Source organism: Alkalibacterium sp. f15, assembly GCF_049389645.1.
Classification (GTDB): Bacteria; Bacillota; Bacilli; order Lactobacillales; family Carnobacteriaceae_A; genus Alkalibacterium.
Genome location: NZ_CP186540.1, coordinates 2,171,506 through 2,198,254, shown reverse-complemented (window position 1 = coordinate 2,198,254; position 26,749 = coordinate 2,171,506). Strand labels below are relative to the sequence as shown.

General features: G+C 37.4%; 21 protein-coding genes. 2 read left to right on the top strand and 19 right to left on the bottom strand.

The features are described 5' to 3' along the window. Positions 1–14 precede the first annotated feature (14 nt). The 3 genes from ACO1PF_RS10420 to ACO1PF_RS10410 form a co-directional block, all read right to left on the bottom strand. On the bottom strand, positions 15–1,013 hold the full coding sequence (locus tag ACO1PF_RS10420; protein ID WP_423188992.1) for a hypothetical protein: 999 nt from the start codon (positions 1,011–1,013) through the stop codon (positions 15–17). A 634-nt stretch (positions 1,014–1,647) separates the two neighbouring features. Further along, positions 1,648–1,998: a hypothetical protein gene (locus tag ACO1PF_RS10415; RefSeq protein ID WP_423188991.1), complete on the bottom strand. Its 351-nt coding sequence runs from the start codon at positions 1,996–1,998 to the stop codon at positions 1,648–1,650. Continuing rightward, positions 1,995–2,381, bottom strand: coding sequence for a hypothetical protein (locus ACO1PF_RS10410; RefSeq protein ID WP_423188990.1), 387 nt, complete (start codon positions 2,379–2,381; stop codon positions 1,995–1,997). Before ACO1PF_RS10410 ends, ACO1PF_RS10415 begins: the two co-directional genes overlap by 4 nt. Before the next feature lie 260 nt (positions 2,382–2,641). Here ACO1PF_RS10410 and ACO1PF_RS10405 point away from each other — a divergent pair, with 260 nt between their 5' ends. Then, positions 2,642–3,829 carry a hypothetical protein gene (locus ACO1PF_RS10405; RefSeq protein WP_423188989.1) on the top strand — a complete coding sequence of 396 codons (1,188 nt, stop codon included), beginning with the start codon at positions 2,642–2,644 and terminating at the stop codon, positions 3,827–3,829. A 137-nt stretch (positions 3,830–3,966) separates the two neighbouring features. Here ACO1PF_RS10405 and ACO1PF_RS10400 read toward each other — a convergent pair whose 3' ends face one another. The 5 genes from ACO1PF_RS10400 to ACO1PF_RS10380 all read right to left on the bottom strand — a co-directional run bounded on the left by ACO1PF_RS10400 (position 3,967) and on the right by ACO1PF_RS10380 (position 10,767). Continuing rightward, complete coding sequence (locus tag ACO1PF_RS10400) at positions 3,967–5,478, bottom strand: lipopolysaccharide biosynthesis protein (RefSeq protein ID WP_423188988.1); 1,512 nt, start codon at positions 5,476–5,478, stop codon at positions 3,967–3,969. 514 nt (positions 5,479–5,992) lie between these two features. Continuing rightward, positions 5,993–7,492, bottom strand: a complete 1,500-nt coding sequence (locus ACO1PF_RS10395; protein ID WP_423188987.1) for a hypothetical protein — start codon at positions 7,490–7,492, stop codon at positions 5,993–5,995. 328 nt (positions 7,493–7,820) lie between these two features. Continuing rightward, positions 7,821–9,566, bottom strand: coding sequence for an amidase family protein (locus ACO1PF_RS10390; RefSeq protein WP_423188986.1), 1,746 nt, complete (start codon positions 9,564–9,566; stop codon positions 7,821–7,823). Positions 9,567–9,569: 3 nt separating this feature from the next. Beyond that, positions 9,570–10,082 carry a ribonuclease domain-containing protein gene (locus ACO1PF_RS10385; RefSeq protein ID WP_423188985.1) on the bottom strand — a complete coding sequence of 171 codons (513 nt, stop codon included), beginning with the start codon at positions 10,080–10,082 and terminating at the stop codon, positions 9,570–9,572. Between the two features lie 337 nt (positions 10,083–10,419). Continuing rightward, complete coding sequence (locus ACO1PF_RS10380) at positions 10,420–10,767, bottom strand: hypothetical protein (protein ID WP_423188984.1); 348 nt, start codon at positions 10,765–10,767, stop codon at positions 10,420–10,422. Positions 10,768–11,470: 703 nt separating this feature from the next. Between ACO1PF_RS10380 and ACO1PF_RS10375 the strand changes: the two genes are divergently transcribed. Beyond that, a complete protein-coding gene (locus tag ACO1PF_RS10375; protein WP_423188983.1) occupies positions 11,471–12,376 on the top strand; it encodes a nuclease-related domain-containing protein in 906 nt (301 codons plus the stop codon). 818 nt (positions 12,377–13,194) lie between these two features. Here ACO1PF_RS10375 and ACO1PF_RS10370 read toward each other — a convergent pair. The 11 genes from ACO1PF_RS10370 to ACO1PF_RS10320 form a co-directional block, all read right to left on the bottom strand. Then, positions 13,195–14,076, bottom strand: a complete 882-nt coding sequence (locus tag ACO1PF_RS10370) for an ROK family protein (RefSeq protein WP_423188982.1) — start codon at positions 14,074–14,076, stop codon at positions 13,195–13,197. Positions 14,077–14,100: 24 nt separating this feature from the next. Beyond that, positions 14,101–15,549, bottom strand: a complete 1,449-nt coding sequence (locus ACO1PF_RS10365) for a 6-phospho-beta-glucosidase (protein WP_423188981.1) — start codon at positions 15,547–15,549, stop codon at positions 14,101–14,103. 368 nt (positions 15,550–15,917) lie between these two features. After that, positions 15,918–16,820 (bottom strand): ROK family protein, encoded by a 903-nt coding sequence (locus tag ACO1PF_RS10360; RefSeq protein ID WP_423188980.1) that lies wholly within the window; start codon positions 16,818–16,820, stop codon positions 15,918–15,920. Between the two features lie 539 nt (positions 16,821–17,359). Next, on the bottom strand, positions 17,360–18,679 hold the full coding sequence (locus ACO1PF_RS10355; protein ID WP_423188979.1) for a glycoside hydrolase family 30 protein: 1,320 nt from the start codon (positions 18,677–18,679) through the stop codon (positions 17,360–17,362). Beyond that, on the bottom strand, positions 18,676–19,302 hold the full coding sequence (locus ACO1PF_RS10350; RefSeq protein ID WP_423188978.1) for a DUF624 domain-containing protein: 627 nt from the start codon (positions 19,300–19,302) through the stop codon (positions 18,676–18,678). Before ACO1PF_RS10350 ends, ACO1PF_RS10355 begins: the two co-directional genes overlap by 4 nt. A gap of 40 nt (positions 19,303–19,342) precedes the next feature. After that, on the bottom strand, positions 19,343–20,965 hold the full coding sequence (locus ACO1PF_RS10345) for a sugar ABC transporter substrate-binding protein (RefSeq protein WP_423188977.1): 1,623 nt from the start codon (positions 20,963–20,965) through the stop codon (positions 19,343–19,345). A 39-nt stretch (positions 20,966–21,004) separates the two neighbouring features. Then, positions 21,005–21,874 (bottom strand): carbohydrate ABC transporter permease, encoded by an 870-nt coding sequence (locus ACO1PF_RS10340; RefSeq protein ID WP_423190545.1) that lies wholly within the window; start codon positions 21,872–21,874, stop codon positions 21,005–21,007. A gap of 27 nt (positions 21,875–21,901) precedes the next feature. Next, on the bottom strand, positions 21,902–22,765 hold the full coding sequence (locus ACO1PF_RS10335; RefSeq protein WP_423190544.1) for an ABC transporter permease: 864 nt from the start codon (positions 22,763–22,765) through the stop codon (positions 21,902–21,904). Positions 22,766–22,900: 135 nt separating this feature from the next. Next, positions 22,901–24,349 (bottom strand): 6-phospho-beta-glucosidase, encoded by a 1,449-nt coding sequence (locus ACO1PF_RS10330; protein ID WP_423188976.1) that lies wholly within the window; start codon positions 24,347–24,349, stop codon positions 22,901–22,903. Between the two features lie 218 nt (positions 24,350–24,567). Beyond that, a complete protein-coding gene (locus ACO1PF_RS10325; protein WP_423188975.1) occupies positions 24,568–25,302 on the bottom strand; it encodes a MurR/RpiR family transcriptional regulator in 735 nt (244 codons plus the stop codon). 194 nt (positions 25,303–25,496) lie between these two features. Next, positions 25,497–26,597: a lactate oxidase gene (locus tag ACO1PF_RS10320; RefSeq protein ID WP_423188974.1), complete on the bottom strand. Its 1,101-nt coding sequence runs from the start codon at positions 26,595–26,597 to the stop codon at positions 25,497–25,499. Positions 26,598–26,749 lie beyond the last annotated feature (152 nt).

Genomic DNA, 26,749 nt, shown 5'->3' with positions numbered 1-26,749 from the left:
TTTCTACTTAAATTTTAATGCTCAAAGACTGTATTATCCTCATAAACATCGTAAACTGCAAATGTTGCGTCTGCAGTACCTTCACCAGTGTTTGCTTCTTTCCATAGCGTGTAGGATCTTATCCCTGAATCGTTTATGCTCACTCTTAATCTTCCGTTATAATAGAAAGATTCATCTTCTGGTTCTGGTCCAACTACATTTTTAATTATTGCCAATGCATCATTATATGTAAAATTAGGATCTTCGTCGTAACCGTACCAAACTTGGTTACGGTATTCCTCTACACTCATTGACAATGAACCTGAGTCACTTGTTTGAGAAGCTTCTTCTTCAGCTTCAGCCTTAGCTTTCGCCTCATCATTTTTCTTTTGCTCTGCAGCTTTTGCTTCTTTTATAACTTGTTCCTCAGTTTCTAATTGAATACGTTCTTCTTCCGCTTTTAAATCGCTCGTCGCTATTTGATCAATCTTTTTATTTATAGCGATAGTCAACTCTTGACTATCTTTAAGAATATCAGAGTAATAAAGTTCATTAGATAGAATGTCATCAGCATTTAAACTCAATAAGTTATTTGCTTCTTCATAGTCTTCTTCTTCAAATAGTGATAATGCCTCCGTATAATTGCTTAAAAAAACGTTCCTATTTTCTTCTATCTCATCAATTAATATAAGCAGATTAGATGATCTGTGAGTAAGGCCTATCGATGAATTGTTCATGTCAGTAACTTCTGTAGCCAAAACTCTAGACTCTTCTATATCTCCAGCTTCTAAATATTCTATTGCTTCTTTAAACGATTGGATTTGTATATATAAATTATTAGCACGTTCGTCATCCGAATACTCATTTTTAACTAATTCAAAATAAACTTCTGCCTTATCGTAATCTTCTGCAATTAGTGAATCCAAACCATTTTGAATAGATTCAGAATAAGCACTGTCTGTTTGATTACCACAACCAGTGAATACTAACAGCGATCCAAAAACGAGTATGCTTTTAGTGATTATTTTTTTCATTTCCCTCCACCCTTCTCTTTGTCCCTCATATGATTATGCCTTAGGATATCAATTAATCCTCACCTTCATTCAGGAAATTCTGAAATTGTTATTTATTCTAGTTTTAGTATTTTCATCGTTATATCCTATTATATTATCTAAGAACAAAGACCAATACAGCAGCTCCATAGTAATCGTGATATTTATCGGGGATGCTATTACAATAGAAACGGCATTTATCCATCCAAGTATTCCAAAATTCTCCCCTCTATTTTTTGATTTTAAAATTGCTGCTATTATTAGTGGTAAGATAAAGATCGACAATTCATTTGTGAATAAAACCACATTAACAAGCGTTTTCATTATTATAACAATTTTTTCATTTATAAACCATATATTTTTAAACTAAGTTGTATTATTATATTTATTAACTGTTTACAAACAGAAAATAATTTTTGTCCCGGTATTGATTTCAACCAAATTACGCAGATTATTAAATAAATCCCCTTCTATTTAACGCAAAAGAGACATGATCCAGTTTATAGGGACCATGCCTCTTTTTTTTATAATGATGCGTCATGCAGAGATTTGAACATTCTTCACACTCAACACTCACTTCTTTAAAACTCTCTTAAAATTCATTTTTTAACCTTATTTATTCGAGCTTTAGTCGGTGCGTCATACTGTCTGTTCTACCATCAACAGTTTCTACACTTATAAGTAGTCTTTTGTTCCCTGTTGAAAAACCGTTGGTATCTAATTCGATAGTCTGATCCGATTCAAAAACAATCACTTCATCATTTAACTCTATGCTCACTTTGTCGATCACGCTATCATAATTTGACGCTAATTCGATGTCCAGCGTAAACTGACCGGATACGGCAGCATTAGTTTCAAGATTCGTAACATTAGCTGTGATAAGTTTTTGAGAAATGAATTTACCGTCTACATAATAGTTGGTTCCCTCTTCCACTATATCAGCACTTGTCGGTATTTCTGTTATCACGACAGCTGCATCCGATCAATTTCAATATCTGCGTTATCTGATACATCAGAAAAGATTCGTTCATTCGTTATCGAATTGTAAAGGTCGACGGGTTCATCTGATGTGACGACATACTCAACAACTTTTGCTTCATCAAAAGGATTATAAAGCAAGTAAGAAGGTAGCGTATGTTCATTAAAGAATTGAGTTGCCTGCAAGTTTAAGCGTAAAATGCTCTCAACATTTGTCTCTTCCACCAAAGCACCCAAGATCCCAATGTGAGCGCCACTATATAATGAAAAATCGGTTTCTGCCCAATCATAAACAGTCGGATCTTGCTGACCAAGCTGCTTTGGTTTTGAAATTATGGAAGTAGCTCGAGTCCCGCACCTAGTTGCTTTCATTAACGTCTTTTTCTTGGAAAGTGGTAAAATAAGGTTGAAAAATCCCAGCGAAAAAAACTTCCATGATTTACTCTTACGCCCTCTTTTCTACTTTTTTTGTCCCCTTTAAGCAATCCTAATTAATATTATATCCAACCAAGCATACTTACACGGTTTAAAGATAACCCACTCATTCTAAAATGCAGGAGGTGTAGCGGTAAACATAATTAAGTATTACTGGTGAATAGTTAGTCAACTCGTTTGTCAGGAGGTTTAATAAAATGAATGAAAAATTGAACAGCTCTAAACTCTTGAGGGTTTCTGTCATCATATTATTTTTAATTGGACTGTTTACTTTGGCAGGTAGTGTTTCTGCACAGAATCACATGTTTAACCGCCAAGCTAGACAAACGCTGGAACAAGGCACGACCTTAGATGGGCCGGGATTCTTTTCAGGCGACTTCGTTCGAATTGACGGAGATGTCGATGGCACGACATTTGTTGCGGGTGATCAGATACAGGTTAATGGCGATATCAATGGTTCTCTGTTCCTCGTTGGGGGAACAATTCAGATCAACGGTGAAATAAACGGTAACATATACGGTCTCGGTACCCGGATCCAAATGAGTGGCCAGAATGATGGAGAGCTTTTCTTCGCTGGAGAAACTGTCACCATCGACCAAAATGCCGAAGCCGGACGAGACGTGTTCATTGCCGGAATGGACGTGATGCTTGTAGGCGAAGTTCCGCGTCATCTATTCGCGGTCGGGGAACTGATTGCATTGAACGGCGCAATCGGTGGAGATGCTAATATCAACAGTGAAGCACTGACACTGGGTGATGCAGCTTCGATCGATGGGAATCTGAATTATGAAGGTCCCGAAGAAGCAGATATGTCTCCCAATGCCACAGTTGCCGGTCAAACCGAATATACGCAACGAAGCACCTGGGATAGGCAGTGGCGTGTCGACCGACAGGAAAGATGGCTGTTAAGATCACTGTATGCTTTATGGAGCGTCCTTAGTGCACTGGTCGTTTGGTTCCTGATCAAACTACTCAAACCTCTCTTTTGGATGGATACCGTCCTCCCCATCAGTACTAAACCGCTCATGACTATGGGCATAGGGTTATTAGCGCTCATCGTCACACCGTTTTTACTGATACTGCTGATGATCACCATCATCGGTATCCCAATGAGTGTGATACTGGCCATGCTGTACGGTATTGCTCTGTATATCTCAAGAATCATCGTGGCGCTGTATATCGGGGCTTCGATATTCAGATTGTTCGGCAGGCCGAATTTTGGTAACGAATTCCTGCTTGTGTTTTTAGGTCTGTTTATTCTGGAACTATTGATGCTGATCCCTTATGTGGGCTGGATCATCGGATTCTTCATTGTGATCACTGGTCTGGGTGCACTCATCCTTTCTGGTCGTCAAACAGATAGTGTGGAAAAAGTGATATACTGATATGTACACTTGACTAAATAATTATCATCAACAAAAAGCCTCATTTATAAAGACTGGATTTTGTTCCAGTCTTTATAAATGAGGCTTTTTGTTATTTATTTCCAATATCACTGTTTCTCTATCACATATAAATTATATCAATGAACTCTCACATGTACTATGTTTCTGAAAATAGACAGAATATCCAACAATTCATTTTTGTAAAAGAATACAGATAAAACCAGCGTTACTGCAGAAGACAGGGTTGTGACTTGAATGGCATAAATTATCCAACTACTGAAGTTTGTGACACTTATCTCTGGTAATACATTGACAATAATAGTCGTAATTAATGCACTGGCAGAAAAAACCAGTACTTTTTTGGCAAACGACCATAAACTTCGATACAATATATTTTTTGATAAGTAATGAACATATAGTAAAGTTCTATATAGCATAGCGGTTAGTGTGCCAACGGCCACTCCTATAAGTCCGAATTGAATCGAAAGTACTACGGATACACTGATATTAATAAGTGCTTCTGTATATGCAATACCTCGCGTTTGTCTATAGTGTCCTGCGGCCTTGATGATGGTGTTATAAGGTTTGCGTATAGAATAGATCACTTCAGCCAAGACAATAAGAATTGCAAATTCTGGTCTAATATAATTCACATCAGTAATGCCTGAAGTGTAAATTCGTATAAAAGGAAGAATCATAATGTTAGTTACAGTAAAAGTCACCGTGATGATCGCAAACATTCCATATTCATACATATTAAACTTTTCAATCATTAGTTCTTTCTCTTCATTAGCAATCACATTTCCAAAGGCTGCATCTACGCCATGAGAGAATAAATTAATGATATTCCGAACACTGGCAATAACAATATAATAAACCGCATAAACGGATACTACTCTCATATTAGTAAACAAAGTGAGTATTGCAATATCAGTGTTCATATGCAACATATATGCTATATGATGACCGAAACCGTCCCACCTTTGTTTGAGTGCTGTTTTATCTGGGTCAACTTCGCTGTCTAGATGATAATGACGTTTAACATACCACTTTAATAATAATGGACGAAAACTGTAAACACACATGGTGCTTAACATAACAATATGAATAGGTGCGCCAAAAATGATCAACAAAATCATAATTAAGGTACTACCCAACACTGTAAACATCTGGATAAAATTAGTTACATATTTCTGTTGATTAGCCTCTATTAGTATTTGATAGGATATTCCAAAATAAAACTTAAAAAAGGTACTCGAACCAATTATTATGATCAAAAAAAATGTAAATAAAAAATCGTACTCATCTTTTACCAAATAGGGATAAACTATTGCAAGAAATATGAGATATAAGACAAATATATAACCAATCGATTTAAAAAAATCTTGAGTCGCTTTAATTATAGCACTGACAGTCTCGTCTTCTCCATCTGCTAGCGGCTTATATAAAGCTGCTCGTATGACCCCGCCTAGTCCCGCTTCCATGATTATAATGTACCCAAGAAATTGAGTAATGGAAGCAATCAGCCCATTTAATTCTGAGCCGAAGTATTCCAACATTAATCTGGGTAAGGCGAATCCCGAGAGAATAGTTAATATGAGTAACAAAGTAGACGAGAGAATACTTTTAAAAGCCTGTTTAGTACGCAAGGTCTTCACCTCCAGTGTTTAACAAATTTTTTACAGATATTAATCTTCATCTCATAGTGATATGGCCTTTAACGCAGTGCTTCATTAATTATGAAACAATCCATATCTATTGTGCTTTTTACTTTGTTCTCGTTTATAAGGGAAAGGGTTGTGTCAAAATAAAAGTTAACTTCATGAAAAGTTTAAGAAGAATAAAGTGGATGTAACAAGAAGGAGAGCTGAAATGAAGTAGTATGTCTCTATAATAATAATCGAAATATGTCTCGATTGAATATTATGCTATTAAATAAAAATACAGTTAAATCAAAGTTAATCATGATTATATAATACAAAATTTATTTATGCAGGTAAAGAATATCAACTTAACCTAGTAATAGAACGTCCTTATTATAAGTTACCCCATCCCTCAATATAGAATCATGCATAATTGTTCAGTGATGGCCACTCTGCCGCCGAATTAAATGACTGATTCAACACTTTTTTGAATTTCCTTATCATCAAACCGGTACTCAATTTAATTCAGACTTTTTAAATATTTATAGTATCTTTTTAAATATTTATAAAGAAATAGTTTTTTGGATACCTTCACCACGAAATCATGTAAAGCATATTTACTATTCCTGATTGATCTCTTCAAATACTTTTTAAATTTATTTTTAACTGAGCTCATTTCATTTTTTTCAGTAGTGATGCTATCAATCAATTCAATATCAGTTTCATCTTTACTTTCGGCTCTGTTTCTTTTAAAAGTTTTTAAAACTCCCAGACTTGTAAATTTCAAATCATTATAATAAAAATATGTTTTGGGATTTAACAATAATTCTTCAACTGGCATTTCATAATACTTTAGATAGTCATGATGATTGTGGGTGAATTTATTTTCAATCATTTCAAATTGATCTGACGAGGTTATAAAATCAATATCCTCTGCATCTCTTAGACCATATAAAGCCAAAACACTACTTGAGTCAATTATAAATTGGTTGGAATTCAAGTCATGCTTAGTCAATAAACCCATAAATTCATCCAGCTTGTTTATAAATTCAACATATTTATTAGGGTTTCCATTGTTTAGAAAATGTATCGAGTTTTCATTTAGCAGCATATTAGCTATTCGAACAGTTTGTTCAGTATTATCTGTAATATGAATCGAGTGTTTGCCTACATTAAAAATATCTCTTATTTTTTTCTTTAATGTTACCACTTTATCGTAACTCTCGCATTCAAATATATAAACAGTAATAATTTCACTATTATCATAGCATTGATTTGATTTAGCTTTAGCTCCTTTGTAATGGTTATTAATATCTCCAACCCAAGCTTCTGAAGAATACACTTGTTTTATTAAGTGGTATAGACCATTATAATTCAATCCTATTTTTTTCTTATAGACAATTTTACCTGAATCTCTTACTAATTTATCTACATTGATTAATTGGGATTTCCCTTTTGCTCGGGGCCAGACACATGCACAGTATATCTCTTTTTTTAATTTAGAATATTCCAAGACAATATAATCAAGATATTCTTCGTTTAATAATCTTTCTTTAAAAAAATCGACATTATAGGATGAATAAATATTATTGAATCGAATAATAGGGACTTCCAAATTGAAATAAGCAGCTACTGCCACACGGTGTGCTCCGTCCAATATTGCATTATTACCTCCAACGGGAATAACAGATTTATGCTCATCAAAACCATTCTTCTTTATATCATCGATTAAAAAATCGAAAGTATCAAAATATTTTTTTATAGAATTTTTGTAAACATTTCCAGGCTCATTGTATGTTCCTAGAGTTAACGCTTCGATATGCGCTGTGTAAATTTCTTTAGGGAAAGTCAAATCATAACCCTTTTCTCTGAACTCAATATATTTTAATTTGGGAATTAAATCTAATCTCTCACTAACAATAAGATCCTTAGCCTTTATTTTCTCAATAGTATAATTCTGATTTAAATCAATTTCATTAACTCGGCAGAAGTATTCGGATAACAGTTCGTCCAATTTCATAAGTTCCACCCCCTAATTAATAAGTGTGAAAATCTACTCGCATAACCTTTACATTTGATTTAGACTAAAACCTACGTATATACCTTGAATTTAAAAAAGTCTCCCCTATATCAATCATCATAATTTCCCTACAATAATTGTCACTTTATAATCCATAATCAAGTTTTCTCTAATCTCTTTACTTCTCTTTACTTCTCTTTACTTCTCTTTACTTCTCTTTACTTCTCTTTACTTCTCTTTACTTCTCTTTACTTCTCTTTACTTCTCTTTACTTCTCTTTACTTCTCTTTACTTCTCTTTACTTCTCTTTACTTCTCTTTACTTCTCTTTACTTCTCTATCATCTGTTTTTCATAAGCGTATGTCCACTCTAAAAGCTTGATATCCTGTTTATTTTTACCGATAAAAGTGACCCCTACCGGTTCGCCGGTGGATCGTTTATGCCCAGGGATAGTGAGTGCCGGATAACCCGCGGCTGCATAAAGGACTGTGGCATAGTTACTGAGCGTTACTAGTATATCTACCGATTCAAAGGCCTGGTCCAGTGCATTGCGAGCTACCGTTTGATTTTGTCGAATGGTTTCTGTTTTCTCTCCTTCTGTATAATGCTCTTCCATCGACTGACGAATCAGTTCCTGGTTGTAGGGCGCAAAGTCGATTTCGTTTTGTTCATTAAAATCAAAAATCTTGTCCAACGTTAACCCACTATTTCCATACGATTCAAAGTATGACTGAGTCCCCATGTTGAATTCGTGCTTCAGGACATTGAGATAATCCACATTGAACGCTTCTTCATCCACTATAATCTTGGAAGTTAACGCGCCCGCGTTACTCAACTCTTCTTCTGCAAGAGATAAGATCTCCTCGTCTTCTTTTCGGTAAACAACTTTAATTACTTCATTGTCTATAATCCCTACTTTTACACCCGTCAAGCTCTCTCTGTCCCAGTGTGCCGTTTCTTCAATATCTGTCATCGCTTTGAAAAGGTAATAGGTATCTTTAACTGTTTTGGCTATCGGACCTGCTGTGTCATGTGTTTTGGAGATGGGGATGATTCCATCTTGTGACACTAAACCGAGTGTCGGTTTGAGTCCCACGACCCCATTTTGACTGGCTGGATATATAACGGAACCTGACGTTTCTGAACCGATCGTCACTGGTGAAAAACCGAGTGCCACAGCGACTGAACTGCCTGCGCTCGACCCACCGACATCGAATTCACCGTGTGCGTTTTTGGTCTGGCCACCGATGGCAGAATAGCCGTTGGAACTGTCCGTCGACATGAAGTTCGCCCACTCTGATAAATTCGTTTTCCCTAAGATCAGTGCTCCTTTGTTTTTTAAACGCTCTATGATTTCCGCATCCTGACTCGGCTGGAAATTTTGTAATACGGCAGCGCCGGCCGTCGTCGGTAAGTCTGTGGTGGCGATATTATCTTTCACTAAGACCGGTATTCCGTATATCAAGTCATGTGCGTCATCGTAGGTTAATGCTTCTGCCTGTTCAACTACTTCCTCGTTTAAAGAAATCACGGCATTGAATTCTTTGTGCTCCAAAACTTGGTTCCAGAAACACTTAACGATATCTGAATAGGTTGCTGCTCCCTCTCTTACCATACTTTGAAGCGTTTCGATGTCACTGGATACCACTTTTTTCATTATGTCGGCATCCACGTCAAACGGTTCATGATCCAAAGACACTTTCACTGAAGATTCTTTCGGCTTACGGTACTGCTTATCGATTTGTCCCTTTAAATATTGATCATTATTGAATCCCATGTTTTCTCCCCCAAGATCAGCTTCTTTATATCCCAGTTTAAACGTAATATTTTTATTCGCTTTCTCTGCGTCTTTAAACGTTTGAATCAACCGGTCGCCGTATGGCCCGAGCTGCTCAAGCATATCCGGTTTATTGATCAGCATGATCGAAAGTTCCTTGTCATACACACTCAAGGCATCGTATAGGCCATCCAGATTGTAACCGTAATAGCCTACAATATTTAGTTTCCGCTGCATATACTTATGTGCTGACTGTTTATCCGACATAAATGCTCCGTCTAATCTCACTAATCGCATCGCTTATTCCTCCCCATAAAGCTGCTGGAAACTGCCGTAATGATCATCGGTGTAGTAAATCAATCCGTCATTGGAATAAACGAGGCGTTCGGCTCCGCGGAATCCGCCTTCGTAATTCACGTCTGCTTCATAGTACTGGCGCCCCTCTTCTTCCGGAAGAATGCCTTCACGATTTCCGAAAGTGTCTCCACCGATCAGCATCTCCTCGGTCACTTCCCACAGATTGCCTTCACTGGGTTCCCATCCCAATTCGCGTGCTTCGGCTTTGGTCAAGTAATTATCCGGGAGCTCATCATACGAATAGATATACAATGCTACCTCATCAGGATTGCTGTAATAACCATCTGGATCCGGACGAGCTTCTTCTGATTCCTGATCAGCCGTTTCTTCCAACTCATCTCGATACTCTTCTAAATCTTCTTCGATCAAGTCATCCAGTATGGCTTCCAATGGACCGCAGGCAGACAGGACGAAAGTCGAGAGTATTGTTAAAAAGAGCAGCAGTCGTTTTTTCATAGTTTTTCTCCTTGTATTAGAAATTCAAACGTTTTTATGATCTCCCTTTATCGTATTAAATCTCGCACCAAATAACAACTATCTTACCCCAGTATGACGGTTTTTATAATACTGGGGTATCATTCGGCTATTTCGTCAGGCAACTGACAAAATATCTTCGGACTAATTTAGTGGGTTTTTGAATCGTTTTGCTTATATTGATAATAGCTACAAGACATGTTACTTAAATAACGCATAAACTCCTTACGATTAGCAACAACTCGTAAGGAGTTTCTCTATTCAAGTGGTTAGTTATCGCCAGTGAAAAATTCAGCGTTACCGTTTGAGACACGTTTTATTATAGAATCGAACTTATTGTAGTCTTCCTTACTTTTTTCAAAACAATAGGATCAACATACCTCAATAATTCATTTTTCGTAGGATAATATCTAGGTTTGCCTTTCTGCTTGACTATTAACTCCTCCAAGTCACCGAAAATCACCACTGCTTCACTGATAAAGTAGTTACCTTCAGCAAAGGCAAAGCGTTTCTCGACTTCTTCTGAAGGATTTCTCAACTGTTTTTCGACGTCTTCAACACTGATCGATTTTTCGTTCTGTGCATTGTAGGTTTCAACGATTTCATTTTTATGAACGGCCCCGTATAAATGAGTCAAAGCCACAATATATTGATTCAATAGATTCATGGTTATTAGCCCTCCTGTTTGTTTAAAAGATCAATAGTAAAATTCACTGTCTGTTAATTGGAAGAGTAACCAATTTCATCAGCCCTCTGACGAAATCTGCCTTCCGGATGAGAAGTTTATACTAAATCGGAACAAGTGAGATTAAAAATTTAACAAATCACCTACCGATTCACACGAAATCGACCGGTTTCTCTCCTTTCATTCGATCATACTAGCATTATATAAGCGCTACCAATTATACTGGTTCAAGTATACCCCTTCCAAGCCGGATTAGACGTATACTAACACTTAAAGCTTTAAGACTGTGTAAATAGTGTCTTTCCACAGATGAATTTTCTCTTCACGAATGACTATCTAGCTTTTTTCCTTGTATTTGAAAGCAACCATTTTTGACCGTTTTTTGTCACTCTTAACCGTCATTCGGAAATTTTGTCAGTATACTGACAAAATGAACCTCTTTTTAGTATGATCATCACTTTATCTTAAGAAGTTTTGGTATAGATTGCGGCTACTCCTGAAGATAATACTGTTATCTTAAGAAGTAACGCTATTTTTTGTGCCCACTTCTTAAGTTTCTCTCTAATCTTCAGAAGTTTCGACCCTTTCTGATAAAACTACTGAAGATTTCAATTAAAAAAGTGAGTTTCAGATTCTTTTGTATATATATTATATAGAGACAATTAAAAAAGGAGCGGATGTCTACATGATACTTAAAGAACGAACCAAATCGATAAATCATCTCTTGCTGGAATCTTTGAATTACCGAATGGATCTCTCATTCAACGAAAAAATTCTGTATGAGAATCAAATCAAGGGTCTTAAAGGAGAGCAACTATTTGATGACTGTATGAACGACTCACAATTAACGGGTCTGATTATAAATGATCTATTGATCAGTACCCGGGACACACATTTCCAGATCGATTCCTTGCTTATTACAGCCGACCGCATTTATCTATACGAAGTGAAAAACTATTCCGGCACTTACCATTATCGGGACGGCTCACTATTTTCAGGATCCGGTCATGCGTTACAGGATCCTTTGGCTCAGGCCGACCGGAAACGTGCTTATTTGTATAACTTGTTGCTGAATTTCGGTTATCAGACCGAAATCACCTCTTATGTGGTTTACATCAATCCCGATTTTTACATCTATTCGCTGCCGTCAACTCGATCCATTATCTTTGCAGGACAACTACCAAAGCATTTTAATGATTTGGTGAAACAGTTACCAAATGCTACTGATCGTATCGCTGCGTTGGGCGATAAACTGGTCAAACTGCATGATTACAATTTTCGTCCAGCTAATCTTCCTGAGTATACCTTCGACCAACTGCAAAAAGGTATCCTCTGTCCTGAATGCTTTTCATTTAGACACACTGCTTCGCGACAATTTCGTCTATGCTCTGATTGTGGGCACCAAGAAAAAATAGCTGAGGCCATCCACCGAAGTATAGGAGAATTCCGACTGTTGTTCCCAGCTGTCGACCTTACGAAGGATTTCATTTACGAGTGGTGCGGGCGTGACTGTTCCAAATCGAGAATACAAGTCGTTTTGAAGAGTAACTATCACACACATTTTGCTGGTCGAGGCACCTACTACAGTTGAATAGACATTACCTTCACTAATTAAGCGGTCATTTTTCGCCCGCGAAAAATTTCAACTTTAAAATCATGGTTTAGACGCTCTTATCTTAAGAAGTTTCCACTGTTACCTTAATAACTCCTTAAGATTACGGTTTATCTTAAGGAGTTTGGCGCTCTTTTGACTAGACTGGTGAAGATTCAGTGGGTATCTTCACTAGTTTCCACTTATAACACGGCAACTTCTTTAATTAAGCGGTCATTTTTCGCCCGCGAAAAATTTCAACTTTAAAATCATGGTTTAGACGCTCTTATCTTAAGAAGTTTCCACTGTTACCTCGATAACTCCTTAAGATTACGGTTTATCTTAAGGAGTTCGGCTCTCTTTTGACTAGACTAATGAAGATTCAGTGGGTATCTTCACTAGTTTCCACTTATAACACGGCAACTTCTTTAATTAAGCGGTCATTTTTCGCCCGCGAAAAATTTCAACTTTATAATGATGGTTTAGACGTCTTATCTTAAGAAGTTTCCACTGTTACCTCGATAACTCCTTAAGATTACGGTTTATCTTAAGGAGTTCGGCTCTCTTTTGATTAAACTAATGAAGATTCAGTGGGTATCTTCACTAGTTTCCACTTAAGACACATCAACTTCTTTAATTAAGTGGTCATTTTTCGCGGGCGAAAAATTTCAACTCAAAAAAACGTGACAGCTAATGATAGCTGTCACGTTTTTCATTATTTATTCTCATCTGCAGCGGCTCATGTACCAAGCGTCCCAACCGGCCATCTTGGGGTTATTGACTGTATCGATGTTCAGTTAATAGTGCCAGTATAAAAGCTAGTTACTGATCGCGTTATAATAGGCGCCCAGTATGCCGGCATCGTTATGGTACTTGCAGGTTTCGATCGGCACTCTGAACTCATGCCAGTCATTGAATAATATATCCATCGTTTCTCTCACGCGTGGTAAAAATGACGGGTGTGAACTGATGCCGCCACCGATGAGTATTTTTTCTGGATTGATCACGGTCACAACGTTGAATATGGACACACAAATATCCGCGATCCAACTTTTTACCAATGCCTCGGTTTCCGGATCATCTTTACTATTATCCAAAATTTCTTCTCCTGACACTTGCGCCTCTTTAGGCAGGTTCTTCAATTCCTTGAAGTTCATGATAAGCCACTTGACGGAGGCTAAACTGTTTACTTTTCTATCTATATCCGTCCGTGACATGATCCGCATCTGGCCGAATTCCCCCGCTTTGTATTGAAACCCGCGAACGAGTTGATTGTTGATATAAAAGGCGCCGCCAAAACCAGTCCCGACTGTGACTAAAAGAAACGACTGATTGTCCACGGCTCTGCCACTATTTTTTTCAGCAATAGCCGCGCAGTTCGCATCATTTTCGATATGGTAGTTATAGTCCTGCCCAATCGTTTCCGCAAACTGGTCTATGATATTACTGCCGTCAAGAAAATTCAAGGCGCCCGCTTTTTCCGCATAGCCGTTGTTCGGGTTGATATAGCCCGGAAAACTCAAGGTGATGTCCTTGAAATCATATGTTTCATCGTATTTTTTTGTGATAGAGTTTATTGCTTCAAGAAACTCTTTTTTGGTGGTCGATGTGGGGGTAACTCCTTTAGCAACGATCGCTCCTTCGTTTACGATCGCATGCTTGATGCTTGTCCCACCGACATCGATACTCAGAACATTCATCCACTGACCTCCATTTAAATTGTTTTAGTTGCTCAAGCCATTCTGTTCGATGACATTCTGGTACCATGCAAACGACTCTTTTTTTCTGCGCACGAGGGTACCGTTGCCCTGATTATCTTTATCGACATGGATGAAGCCGTAACGTTTTTCCATCTCACCAGAACCAAAACTGACGATATCGATGACTCCCCATGGTGTATAACCCATCAGTTCGACGCCGTCTTCATTGACAGCCTGGAACATCGCCTGGATATGCGCCTCCAAATAACTGACGCGGTAATCATCATGGATCTTGCCATCGTTTTCGACCGTATCATAGGCACCCATCCCGTTTTCAACGATAAACAAAGGCTTGTTGTAGCGCTGATACACGGTGTTCAGCGTGTAACGCAAACCATCCGGGTCGATCTGCCAGCCCCAGTCATTGGCTTTCACATGCGGATTAGACACCACTTTGGCATAAGGATAATCCCTGATCGGTGTTCCCTTGACACCGGACAGTGTCGTCACTGCGGTCGACATGTAGTAACTGAAGCCGATATAATCAACGGTACCTTCTTTAAGAATTTCTAGATCCTCTTGTGAGTAGTCGATATCATAACCTTTTTGCTCCCACAGTTTTAAAGCGTAGCTCGGGATCTCTCCGCGAACGTGCACATCACTATAGAAGAAGCGGCGTTCCATCATCTTGCTAGCCGCCAGCATATCTTCCGGGTGACATGAATATGGATAAACTGGGACATAAGCCATCATGCAGCCAATCTGAAAATTTGGATTGATCTCTTTCCCGATTTTGACCGCCTTGGCGCTGGCGATCAGCTCGTTCATACTCGCCTGGATCGTGACTTCTTCCTTGTCGTCCCCGTCTTCAAATAAGATCGCTGAATTCGTCCACGCATGCAGTTTTTCGAACGTGTCCATCTGATTATTGATTTCATTGAAGGTCATCCAATATTTCACTTTATCTTTATAGCGGCGCATGACCGTTTCCGCATACCAGGCAAAAAAGGTGATCAATTTTTTATTTCTGAAACCGCCGTAGTTTTCGTAAAGGGCATAAGGGATCTCAAAGTGTGACAGGGTAATGACTGGTTCGATGCCGTTTTTCAACAGTTCATCAAACAGGTCATCGTAAAACTGTAAGCCTGCTTCATTCGGTACCACGTCATCCCCATTGGGAAAAATCCTGGACCAGTTGATCGATGTCCGAAAGGCTTTCAACCCTAACTCCTTGAATAGCTGGATATCCTCTTTATACGTATGGTAAAAATCGATGGCTTCATGATTCGGATAGTATTGATCGCTTTTTACGCCTTTGGTGATTTCACGTGGCGTCCTCTGGTTGCCGGCCGTTAAGACATCGGCAGTCGATAGTCCTTTACCGTCGACGTCGTAAGCCCCTTCAATTTGATGAGCGGCAACGGCCCCGCCCCACAAAAAACCGTTGGGGAATTTGTCTGTTGCTTGATCCATATCTAGCACCTCTATATCCTGATTTTTTTTTAGCGTTACACTCAAATTCATTTGATTGACCTATACTTATTTCGCTTTGCCAATATACTAACAGAATACCATTTAGTGAAAGGGTAAACAATTCAAACCGGGATGATTTTTTATAAAAATACAACTGTGAGCTCGCTCCCATTATATCGACACAGACCGAAGTCTTTTGCAGTTTTCATTGAACAAGTAAAAGCTAATACCCTCTCATCCATGAAGAGAAGTTATTAGCTTTGTTACACATATTCGGATAGTGAATCTTTTTGCTCTCCGCATTGCCTAAGTTGATCTTGTAATTACTCTAGTAAGTATTTCCTTCAAGTTCCATTACTGAATATTGATTAGGCTAGGTTTATGCTAGCAAATACGGCACCTAAAATGTTGGAATTATTTTTAAATGCACAGGTATCGATTGCCAGTGGTTCAAATATACTGCCATAAATAGCGGATTCTTTTCTTAATGCTTTATATTGTTTGTTCAATTCATCGATCAAAACAGGCTGCTCACTGATCCCGCCACCGATCAATACCTTCTCTACGTCCAAAATCGCCTGCAGATTGACAATCAGATTCACGATTTTTTTAGCATAGTCAACAAACAAGGCCGTTACTGCTGCGTTATTTTTCTTGATCTCATCAAAGACTATTTCACCATCGTAAGGTTTTGATAAATTCAATACTTCGGAACAGTCTTCTATAAAGTTGACTGCCGACAACTCATAACCGACGATATTTTTTCTATCCAAGTCAAATAAGTTTTTAGTGATAAAGCTCAACTCGCCCGCTTGGAAGTTGGTTCCCTGATGGAGTTTTCCATCCAGAATGATCCCGCCGCCAACGCCCGTCCCCAGCGTTATGACTAAACCGTTTTTGATCCCTTTTAAATTGCCCAGCCATAATTCGCACAAAGCACCGGCTTTGCCATCATTGATGATCGTGCAGCTTTTGTTGTATTTTTCTTTGAAGTGTTTTTTAAAATTAAACTGATGCAGATACGGCAGAGACCCTCCAAAATAAACAACACCTTCTTCCGAATTGACTTTTCCCGGAAGACTAATTGCAACTGATTCGATTTCGTTACTGTCAAAAGAAGTATAGATCCTATCGATTTGATCTAAAAAACCAGCCAGATCTTCGGGTGTATCGACTTTATTTGTCTGGTCTATCGTCCCATCGGAATAAACTTTCGCAAATTTAATTTTTGTCCCACCAATATCAATGCCAAGATAACCATTCGTATCCATATTATCCCCCCAATTTAATTATTGTAGAAAGTAAATACATTGTAACCGCTATATCCATACCTATTATACTCTATATGGAAACTATGCGTAACCATCATTTCAGGATGTCTCTTTTTTTAAGAGGACATTTTGTCAGCAGACTGACAAAATACACCTTCTTGGAGAGCCGTTTGAGTTGATACAAAAGGAGTGAACACGAAATTCCGGCCTACTTGTTTCGATTAAGCAGTAATCGACATGAGTTATGCGAAATCTCACATTCACTTATCTCGATAAATATGTATTCGAAACAAGCGACTCCTCTTTCAGACTCAACCTGTTTCGATTAGACCAAAATCAATAAATCCCTTAAAAAGAGATATTCATCAACACCTAGTTAAAAGGTTTCGAGAAACTCTTTTTAAGTGGACTTTGTTGGTGCAACTTTTGTTATCATAATTAAACCCATATTAATAATGGTATTTTTAATGCTTGTTCCACCTATATAAAATGCTGAGAACGTTCACTTCTCCACATCTGTTCGAAAATAATAAATATCATCAAATAACTATAGTCATTGCAGCTTTAGCTTTGATGTCCATGGTAAAACTGTTACTATTGTTTAAATTGATTTCTGTCACTCTGTCTTCTTCAGAATCATTAAATAAAACAATGACGATAGAGTTATCCACATTTTTAAAAACAACATTTTTGATAACTGATTTTTGTGAAGAATGAATGCGCTTTGCTCCGATTTTAACAAATTTACTGAAATGAGCAAGTGCATAATAATCTAGAGTGAATTCAAATGATTTTTCTTTTTGATTGATTTTCACTAGACCTCTACAGGTGCTATTCCCAAACCCTGGTACAACAGGACCATTATTTTCATCAAGAGCCATATTCCATAATATAAATGATTTTGAATGATTTCTCATGACTTCTATCCCTGTCCTCATAACATTCGAAAATGCTGGTTCAAATTCTGGAATCCAATTTCCACCCGATCCTTCAGTAAAATGTACTTCCGAATGAGGATACGCATCTTTGACACGTGACTGACTGATTGTACGACCTCCGTACCAATGCCAGGCAATCCCATCAAAACTGTCTCTAGCGTAGTCTAAAATATCAAAGGCATAATCCACTCTATCCCAATTATGATCGTAACCAAATATTTTGGTGTCAAGCTTTTCCCTAACAAATGCTGGTTTCAAATAATCCTTTACAAATATGGCCTGTTCATCTGACAGCATTTTCATTCCAGGATAATTTGACGGTTCAAACAAAGGCTCATTCTGCGGCGTAACCGCATAGACATCAATGCCTTCTTGTCCGTAGGCCTTAATAAATCTCACAAAGTAATCTGCATAGATACTATAATACTCCTTGCGTAACTTTCCTTTAACCATTGTATATGTGTCCTTCATCCATCCGGGAGCACTCCAGGGTGACGCAATCAATTTGACATCAGGATTCAATTCCATTGCTTTTAGCGTTAATGGTATGATGCTTTCTTTGTCATGAGTAATTGAGAAGTCCTTTAATTCCAAATCTTTTTCTCGTTCTTTTTGATCATCATAGCTATAAATAAAACGTGCATAATCAGAAGAACCCATAGGATTTCTAAGCATAGTCAGGCCGATGCCTTTTTTTCTATCAAACAATTTTTCCATCACGTTTTTTTTATCTATTTCACTCAACTGTTTATCAATTAGAAAGGCTGAGGAATCTGTAAAAGACGCGCCAAAACCATCAATTTCTTGAAATTCTTCTGCTGTATTGACCTCTATGGTTTCACTTGGTGCATTTTTACTATCTATAAAATCAGTTTCTTCAAATAATCGTTGGGCACCTATACTTTCGAATACTTTAATCATATGTTATTTAAACTCCATTCATTTAACCATTTAGACTGTTTAAAAGGAATTTCCACGATTGTTCGCTGGACATATATTGGCATACTAAAAACAAATAGTATGTAGGGAAATATTAAAGATGGTAAAAATACCGGTATTGCCAAAGATACCAAAGGTAAAATAAAATAGATCACTATAAATCCTGTATACTTCAACGTTAAAGTTACGCTAAGAAATATAATTGATTTTAAAGAAACAGTATCATATTTTGATAGTAACGGATAAAACAATGAAGATACCAGCATTAACGCCCCCATTGTAACCAACAACATGAATTGTAGTGGTCGCAAAGCCTCAAATATATATATAATTCCCAATAAAATTAGTACGCATATTATTTGAAGAAAAAACAATGCAGTTGCTCTCTTTAAATGCTTTTTAAAATAGAATAAATATCTTTTTATAGTTAAATTTATTTTTCCATTATCTGTTTCATTTAAAATAGAGAATGCAGCCGTAATGCTAGCCCCTACAGTTATGATTGGAAGACTTGTCAAAATGATTAGAAGATTTAATATCAACAAATTGTACCCAAGAGTTAAAAACTTAAAAACTGTGCCATCCATATCAAAGATTTTTTGCATTACGACTCTCCTCTCTTTCGTTATCTTTTTTTCTTAAACTTTATTCAATACCTAGTCTTTCTCTATTTTCATTCATTTTTTCAGTTCTTACTTGTTCAATTGACTCCATATTGTTATCTTCTAAAAATTGCTTGTGATTCTCTAAAATTGTATTGAATTCGTCTTCTGAACCTGAACGAATTAAGCCAACTAAAGTTGTGACCCATTCTGCATCAATACTTGTCAATGTACGTGCTTCTGCGGATCCTGGTTCAGGATCAGTATTTTCTAAAATAAATTGAGGTTTTAATTTACCTTCTCCCCACTCTCTTGGTTGAATTAGTGCAGGAGTACGGTTACTTTCACTTGCTAAAGATTGATATTTATCATGACCAAAGAATATAAATTCTCCGATTCTGATTTCTTGTTTAAACGAATCAGCATCATTGTCTCTAAGTTCTTGGATTTCTGGCAACAACTCGATCTTGCCTTCATCATTATACTCGTATGTTTCACCCTCTATCCCATAAGTGGTAAGAAGTTGTCCTTCTTCTGACTGCAAGTATGTGAAAACTTGCATAGCTTTCGCTGGATCTGATGCTTCCTGACTAATATAATTAATCATCCATCCAGTAATTCCACTTTGATTTAATGTGGGTTCATTTCCGACTGTACTTTGTGGTCCATCGATTGCAATATATTGTGCATCTGGATTACTTGCCATAAAGGATTGTAAAAATCCGCTCATCTGAGCTGTCCCAGCTGACATGATTGTTGCATATTCACCAGAACCTATTTTTTCTTCGAAAGTTGTGCTGTCGTCGGCAAAACTATCATCACTTAGATTTCCATTGGTATGCGCTTCTCTTAACGCCCCAATCCACGTCAAGTAACTATCATCGAGGTTTCTATTGTAATAAGAACCGTCTTCATCTTCTATTGGCACTCCTAAGAAGTTTTGGAACGTTCCCCCAAGTGAACCTGCTCCATCTTCCATTGTATTAAAGCCAAATGGCGTAAGTTCAGGAAACTCTTCATTAATTTTACTTAAGTTTTCGTTAAATTCTTCCGGTGTTGAAAAACTTGGTTCCCCTATTTTTTCATAAACATCTTTTCTTATTAAGAATCCCGTATTTGCCGGAATTAATCCACTTTCATAATCATCTGAAGTGTTTGAATAAGAAGGATAGCCATAACTCTTTCCATTATCTAACTGGTACCAGTCTAGCGTCTCGTCAGAAGAGGCTTCATACCAATAAGGATCATACTGATCGGCTAAATCGTTTAAAGAATAGGCCCAGGTCTCTGCTTGTTGAGCTACTTGAGAATTGAAATCAAAAATTGTAACCATATCGGCCATTTCATCACCAGCAAACATAGTATTTAAATTAGTATCGTCTCCGGTAATGAAAGTAATGTCTACATTTAAATCTTCTTTGATTTTCTTCGTTACAACGTCATCACCAAAGCTATCATTCCACCAACTAGCATTAACATACCATGTTAACTCTGTCATTTCTTCTTTTGGATCTATTTTCCAAGCAGGAGTTGATTCATCAATTTCATAGCGTGCATCCACTTCAACTTCTGCTGCCGGTGTTCCTTCACTATCAGTTCCGCAAGCAGTAACGAGTAAGATACCTGTCCCTAAAGCTAATGATTTTAATAATTTACTTTTAAACATTTATTATTTCCTCTTTTCTTTTTTTTTAGTTTGTTTATACTACTCTTTGATAGCTCCGACCATCATACCCCCCATAAAATATTTCTGTAACCATGGATAAATGAGGAGTACTGGAATAGTAGTTACCACAATAGTTGCCAACTGTAATCCTCTAGTTGTAGATTGAGTTACTGTCGTTCCAATCTCTTGCATGCCTTGCGTTTGCGATCGAACAATCACTTCATAAAGCATCATCTGTAAAGGATACAATGCTCGGTCTCTTATATACAGATTTGCAGTCATAAAATCATTCCATTGGAATAAGCCGTTAAATAAAGCGATGGTTGCTAGTGCCGGCTTTGAAAGTGGCAGATAGAGTTGTACGAAAATCCGCCAATGTCCTGCTCCATCGATCATTGCTGATTCTTCGAGCGATCGAGGGACTCCTCTAAAGAAGTTCATAAGGATAATAACATCATAATAGCTCAATAACATTGGTATAATGTACACCCAGTAACTATTTATCAATCCCAAATTTCGAATAAGTAAATAGGTAGGAATCATTCCTCCACTGAAAAACATAGTCATTATCCCCATAGTGGAATATAGTTTTCTGCCTTTTAAATAACTTTTACTCATAGCATAAGCCATCACCGCACAGAATATAACGTGAGTAACAACGCCAATGAATGTTTTTGAAATTGAGATGAAAAAAGCGTTTACAATACTGTCGTCATTCAAGACTTGCCGATAATTTTGTAGAGACCATTCATTGGGCCAGAATATGAAATTCCCCCTCGACAAGGAATTACCTGAACTAAATGATCCAACCACAACATTCCATAGTGGAATTATTATTATGACACTAAACGCAAACAAAATGACAATGTTAAATAAATCAAAAATCCGTCCATCTTTATCATTTTTCATTACTTTTCTTTTCAACTTATATACCTCCTATAATATTGATGAATTATCGTTTAATTTTTTAGTCATCTTATTTGAAATCAGCAAAAGAATAACTGAAATAATAGACACGCCTAGACCAACAGCTGTTGCATAAGAAAAATCACCCTGTGCAATACCCATACGGAAAACATATGAGTTGATAACTTCTGCGTTTGTTCTGTTTTGAGGATTCATTAAGACTAATGTCTGATCTAGATTTGATCCAAATAACCCTGAAATATTCAACATTAAGTTTAGACTAATTATCCCTTTTAACATAGGAAGCGTAATGTGGGTAATTTGTTGTAGCCTAGATGCCCCATCTATCTCTGCGGCCTCGAAATGACTGGCTGGTATTTTTGCCATAGTGGCTAAATACAAAATAGTTCCCCATCCAGCCGACTTCCAGATATCTGACAATACCGCTATCCACCAATAAGCATCTGTATTTAATAAATAATTTTGAAATTGTATATTAAATCCTAATCCACTTAATATGGTATTCAATAACCCGTTTGTAGACAGCCAACTGATCAGCATCCCTCCCAGGACCACCCAAGAAAGGAAATGAGGCATATAAGATATCGTTTGAACGATTTTTTTAAACATCCCCTCTCTTAACTCATAAATCATAATTGCTAAAATAATCGGTATAACAAAGCCGATTCCAAGCTTCATAAAACTTATAGCTAATGTGTTTGTAACTGACTCCCAAAAAAATCTATCCTGGAGAATAATTCTGAAATTTTCCAGTCCCACCCATTCTGCTGTCTGCATAGTATCCATCACTGTATAATGACGGAAAGCAATGATTATTCCATACATAGGTATGAAGTTAAATATTATCATAAAAATAATACCCGGCCATATCATTGTCTGCAGTTCCCATTGCTTGAAAAAATCTATAAACCATTGCTTGACAGATTTTGATTTCTTAGTTGGTGCCACTTTATCTCTTTCATTAGCAATAACTGCTTCTCTCACTTTCATTTCACCTCTTTCTGATATTTATATGATTAAACCATTTTGCTCAATTACAGTCTGGTACCAGTAAAACGACTCTTTTTTCCTGCGCTCTAATGACCCATTCCCCTGATTATCTTTATCTACATAAATCAACCCATATCTTTTTTCCATCTCGCCCGATCCAAAGCTGACAATATCTATTATTCCCCATGGTGTATAGCCTATCAATTCTACTCCATCTTCATTAATAGCTTGATACATCTCTGATATGTGTTCTTCCAGATAATCTACTCTATAATCATCATAAATTTTCCCGTCTTTTTCGACTTTATCATATGCACCCATGCCGTTCTCAACTATAAATAATGGTTTGTTATACCTTTGATAAACTTGACTTAAGATATATCTCAACCCTTTTGGATCGATCTGCCATCCCCAGTCATTTGATTGCAAATGCGGATTGGAAATAGTCATAGCTTTAGGATAATCTCTGATCGAGTGTCCTCTTTTATCAGGTAAAGTCGTCACTGCACCAGACATATAATAACTCAGTCCAATATAATCAACGGTTCCTTGTTTCAAATCACTTAATTCATCTTGTGAATATTCTATATTAAACTCTTTCTTTTCCCACATTTTTAAAGCGTAACTTGGAATTTCTCCCCGCACATGAATGTCATTATAAAAGAACCGACGTTCCATCATTTTATTCGCAGATAACATGTCGTGAGGACTGCAAGAATAGGGATATATAGGCACGTAAGCCATCATGCAACCGATTTGGAAATCAGGATTTATTTCTTTACCGATTTTGATTGCTTTCGCACTTGCAATAAGTTCATTCATACTAGCTTGTATAGTTATTTCTTCTTTATTTTCTTCCTCTTCAAACAAAATAGCTGAGTTTGTCCAGACATGTAACTCATCAAAATTATCCATTTGATTATTGATCTCATTAAATGTCATCCAATACTTGACTTTATCTTTGTATCGACGCATGACCGTTTCAGCATAACGAACAAAAAAATCGATTAGTTTCTTGTTTTTAAATCCTCCATAGCTCACATATAAGTTATGTGGAATCTCAAAATGAGATAAGGTTATGACAGGTTCAATTCCATTTGCTAGCAGTTCGTCAAACAAGTCATCATAAAAGGCTAATCCTTCTTCATTAGGACTTGCGTCATCCCCATTTGGAAATATTCTAGACCAGTTGATCGAGGTTCTAAATGATTTGAGTCCCAACTCCTTGAACAATTTTATATCTTCTTTGTACCTGTTGTAGAAATCGATTGCTTCATGATTAGGATAGTAATGATCTTTCTCAATAGCTTTAGTGATTATCCTTGGTGTGGTCTGATTTCCCGCTGTTAATAAATCAGCTATAGATAAACCTTTACCTCCACTTTTATAACCTCCTTCTACTTGATGAGCAGATACCGCTCCCCCCCATAAAAAATCATCAGGGAATTTCTCTCCTTCGTTATACATATTTTTACACCTCAACATCCTTATCATTTTTTATGATTGTACTTCATAGATAAAGATTATACTAATTTCACAAGGATGAAAAGGGGTTGGGCACAGACTGACGTAGTCTCCTTTGACAAGAAATAAATACCAAGACTGGTACACCCTGTGCCAACAAAAAAAGCACAAAGATTCTATATAGAGAACCTTGTGCTTAAGATAATTATTTACTTATGCTATTAATATTCATCATCTAAATTTTTAACTTTATCAATGAGTTCCTCAATAAGAAAGACAGTTGGCAACTGCGACGTCATGTCATTGAAGTGGAATAAATGAATCATTTCCACACGATAAGCGAGAATGTAATCTGCCATGCTAGCTATGTTACTAGTCTTGTCAGATGTAATTGCAACAATCTTAAAATCGTCTAAGTTCTTATACCCATTGACCGCTTCAACTACCTCAACTGTGTTACCTGTAATTGAGAGCACGATAACGATATTATCTGCTGTGTTTTTTAATTTCTGATATAAAGGAAATGTAGGATCAGTTAACGAATGCGCATTAAAGCCTATAGTTGCAAGTCTTCTTGCAGCATAGTCACACATTGCGCCTGAGGATCCCATACCAAAAAACACAATGTTTTCAGCCTGAAGTATAAGTCTGGCTACTTGTTCCATAACTTCATATACATCATTCGAAAAATTATTGACCCCCAATATTTCCTGACGTTGACTGACTGTCTCAGGTTCGCTATTTGTTTCCTTGAAAGAATACTTAAATTCGTTATAACTGTCAAACCCGATTTTACGGATAAAACGCATAACTGAAGATGAAGACGTGTGAGATTCTTTAGCAATTTCTCTAACTCTCATGTAAGGTACCTTTTCTATGTTATTAGATATATATCCGTATATTGACTGATCTACATCCGTCAATTCATTAAAATCAATTTGATTAAAATAGGTCATATCTTATTCTCCTATACTTATTATAATATTAGAATAACATTCGGTCTATCTTTTAACAATGACTATAAAAAGATATGCTTTTGTAACAACTTGCTCAGGAGAACTTTCTTATCTAGTTCATTTTATTTTTTCATCAAAATTACTATTCCTAAAAAAATTACACTGTCAGAAGCTTGCCTTGTTTTCATTCCCACTTAGAACAATTCAGTGTTTTTGATGTCCTCTATGGTCTGCGTACCTGCTAACTGCATGATTCGTTTTAAATCTTTCTCAAAATAGTTGAATACAGAGGTGACGCCCTTCCATCCACCTAAGGCTAAGCCGTAAAGAACCGGTCTTCCGATGGCCACGATGTCTGCCCCACTGGCCAGCGCTTTGAAGACATGCTCACCACGTCTCACCCCACTGTCGAAAATAATCGGCACGCGTTTGGCAACCACTTCCGAAATTGACGCGAGTGTTTCGAACGATGCCGGTGCACCATCCAGCTGGCGTCCCCCATGATTCGATACCCATATCCCCGCCGCACCTGCCTCGATTGCTTTTAGTGCATCTTCGGGAGACTGTATCCCTTTAACCATCACTGGTAATTCTGAATACTCTGCAATAAATCGCACGTCCTCCACAGTAATTTTTTGTTTGGATTCCATGTATATAATATTTAACAACTGATCCTCCACACTCTTTCTCAAATGTCTGGAGACGATGGGCATGTCAAAAGGAAAAACGAAAGCATTGCGCTTATCTTTTTCTCTGTTCCCCATTGTCGTGGCATCTGCAGTCAGGATGATTGCGGACGCGCCGTCTGCCTTGGCTTCGTCGAGAATCGCTTTGTTGACTTCATTATCTTTACTCATATAAAGCTGGAACCATTTAGGTGTGTCGTTCACGACTTTGGCCGTTTCATCAAAGTCAGATCCGCTGTATGTGCTGATAGTGAGAATCGTCCCGTATTCGGAGACTCCTTTGGCTGTGCCGACTTCTTTACTTTGGTGTGCCAGTCCGTGCGCCGCGATTGGGGCCATGATGATCGGTGACGGAATGTCCTGACCGAATATACTCGTTTGCGTTTTTGGGTATTCCACATCCGCAAGCACACGCGGCAATATACGCTTGAGATTAAATGCGTCTATATTTTGTTTCAGCGTGTACTCATCGCCCGCGCCTCCTGCGATGTAGTCGAACCCACCCTTAGGAAGCAGTTCACCCGCCTGCTTTTCCAGGTCATATGTATTGACGATATCTAACTCTTTTATTTCTGAAGGTGCCTGGTAACCAAGTTTGTCAGTAGTCATAGGGAAAACTCCTTATATTTATAATTGGGATTCATTTTATGCTTCTCTATATGGTATTGAAATTGAGCTGAAATAACAACCCTACTCAGTCGAATGTTTTGTCAGAAAGCTGACAAAACACACCTTCTTGAAGAGCAGTTTGGGTTGAAACG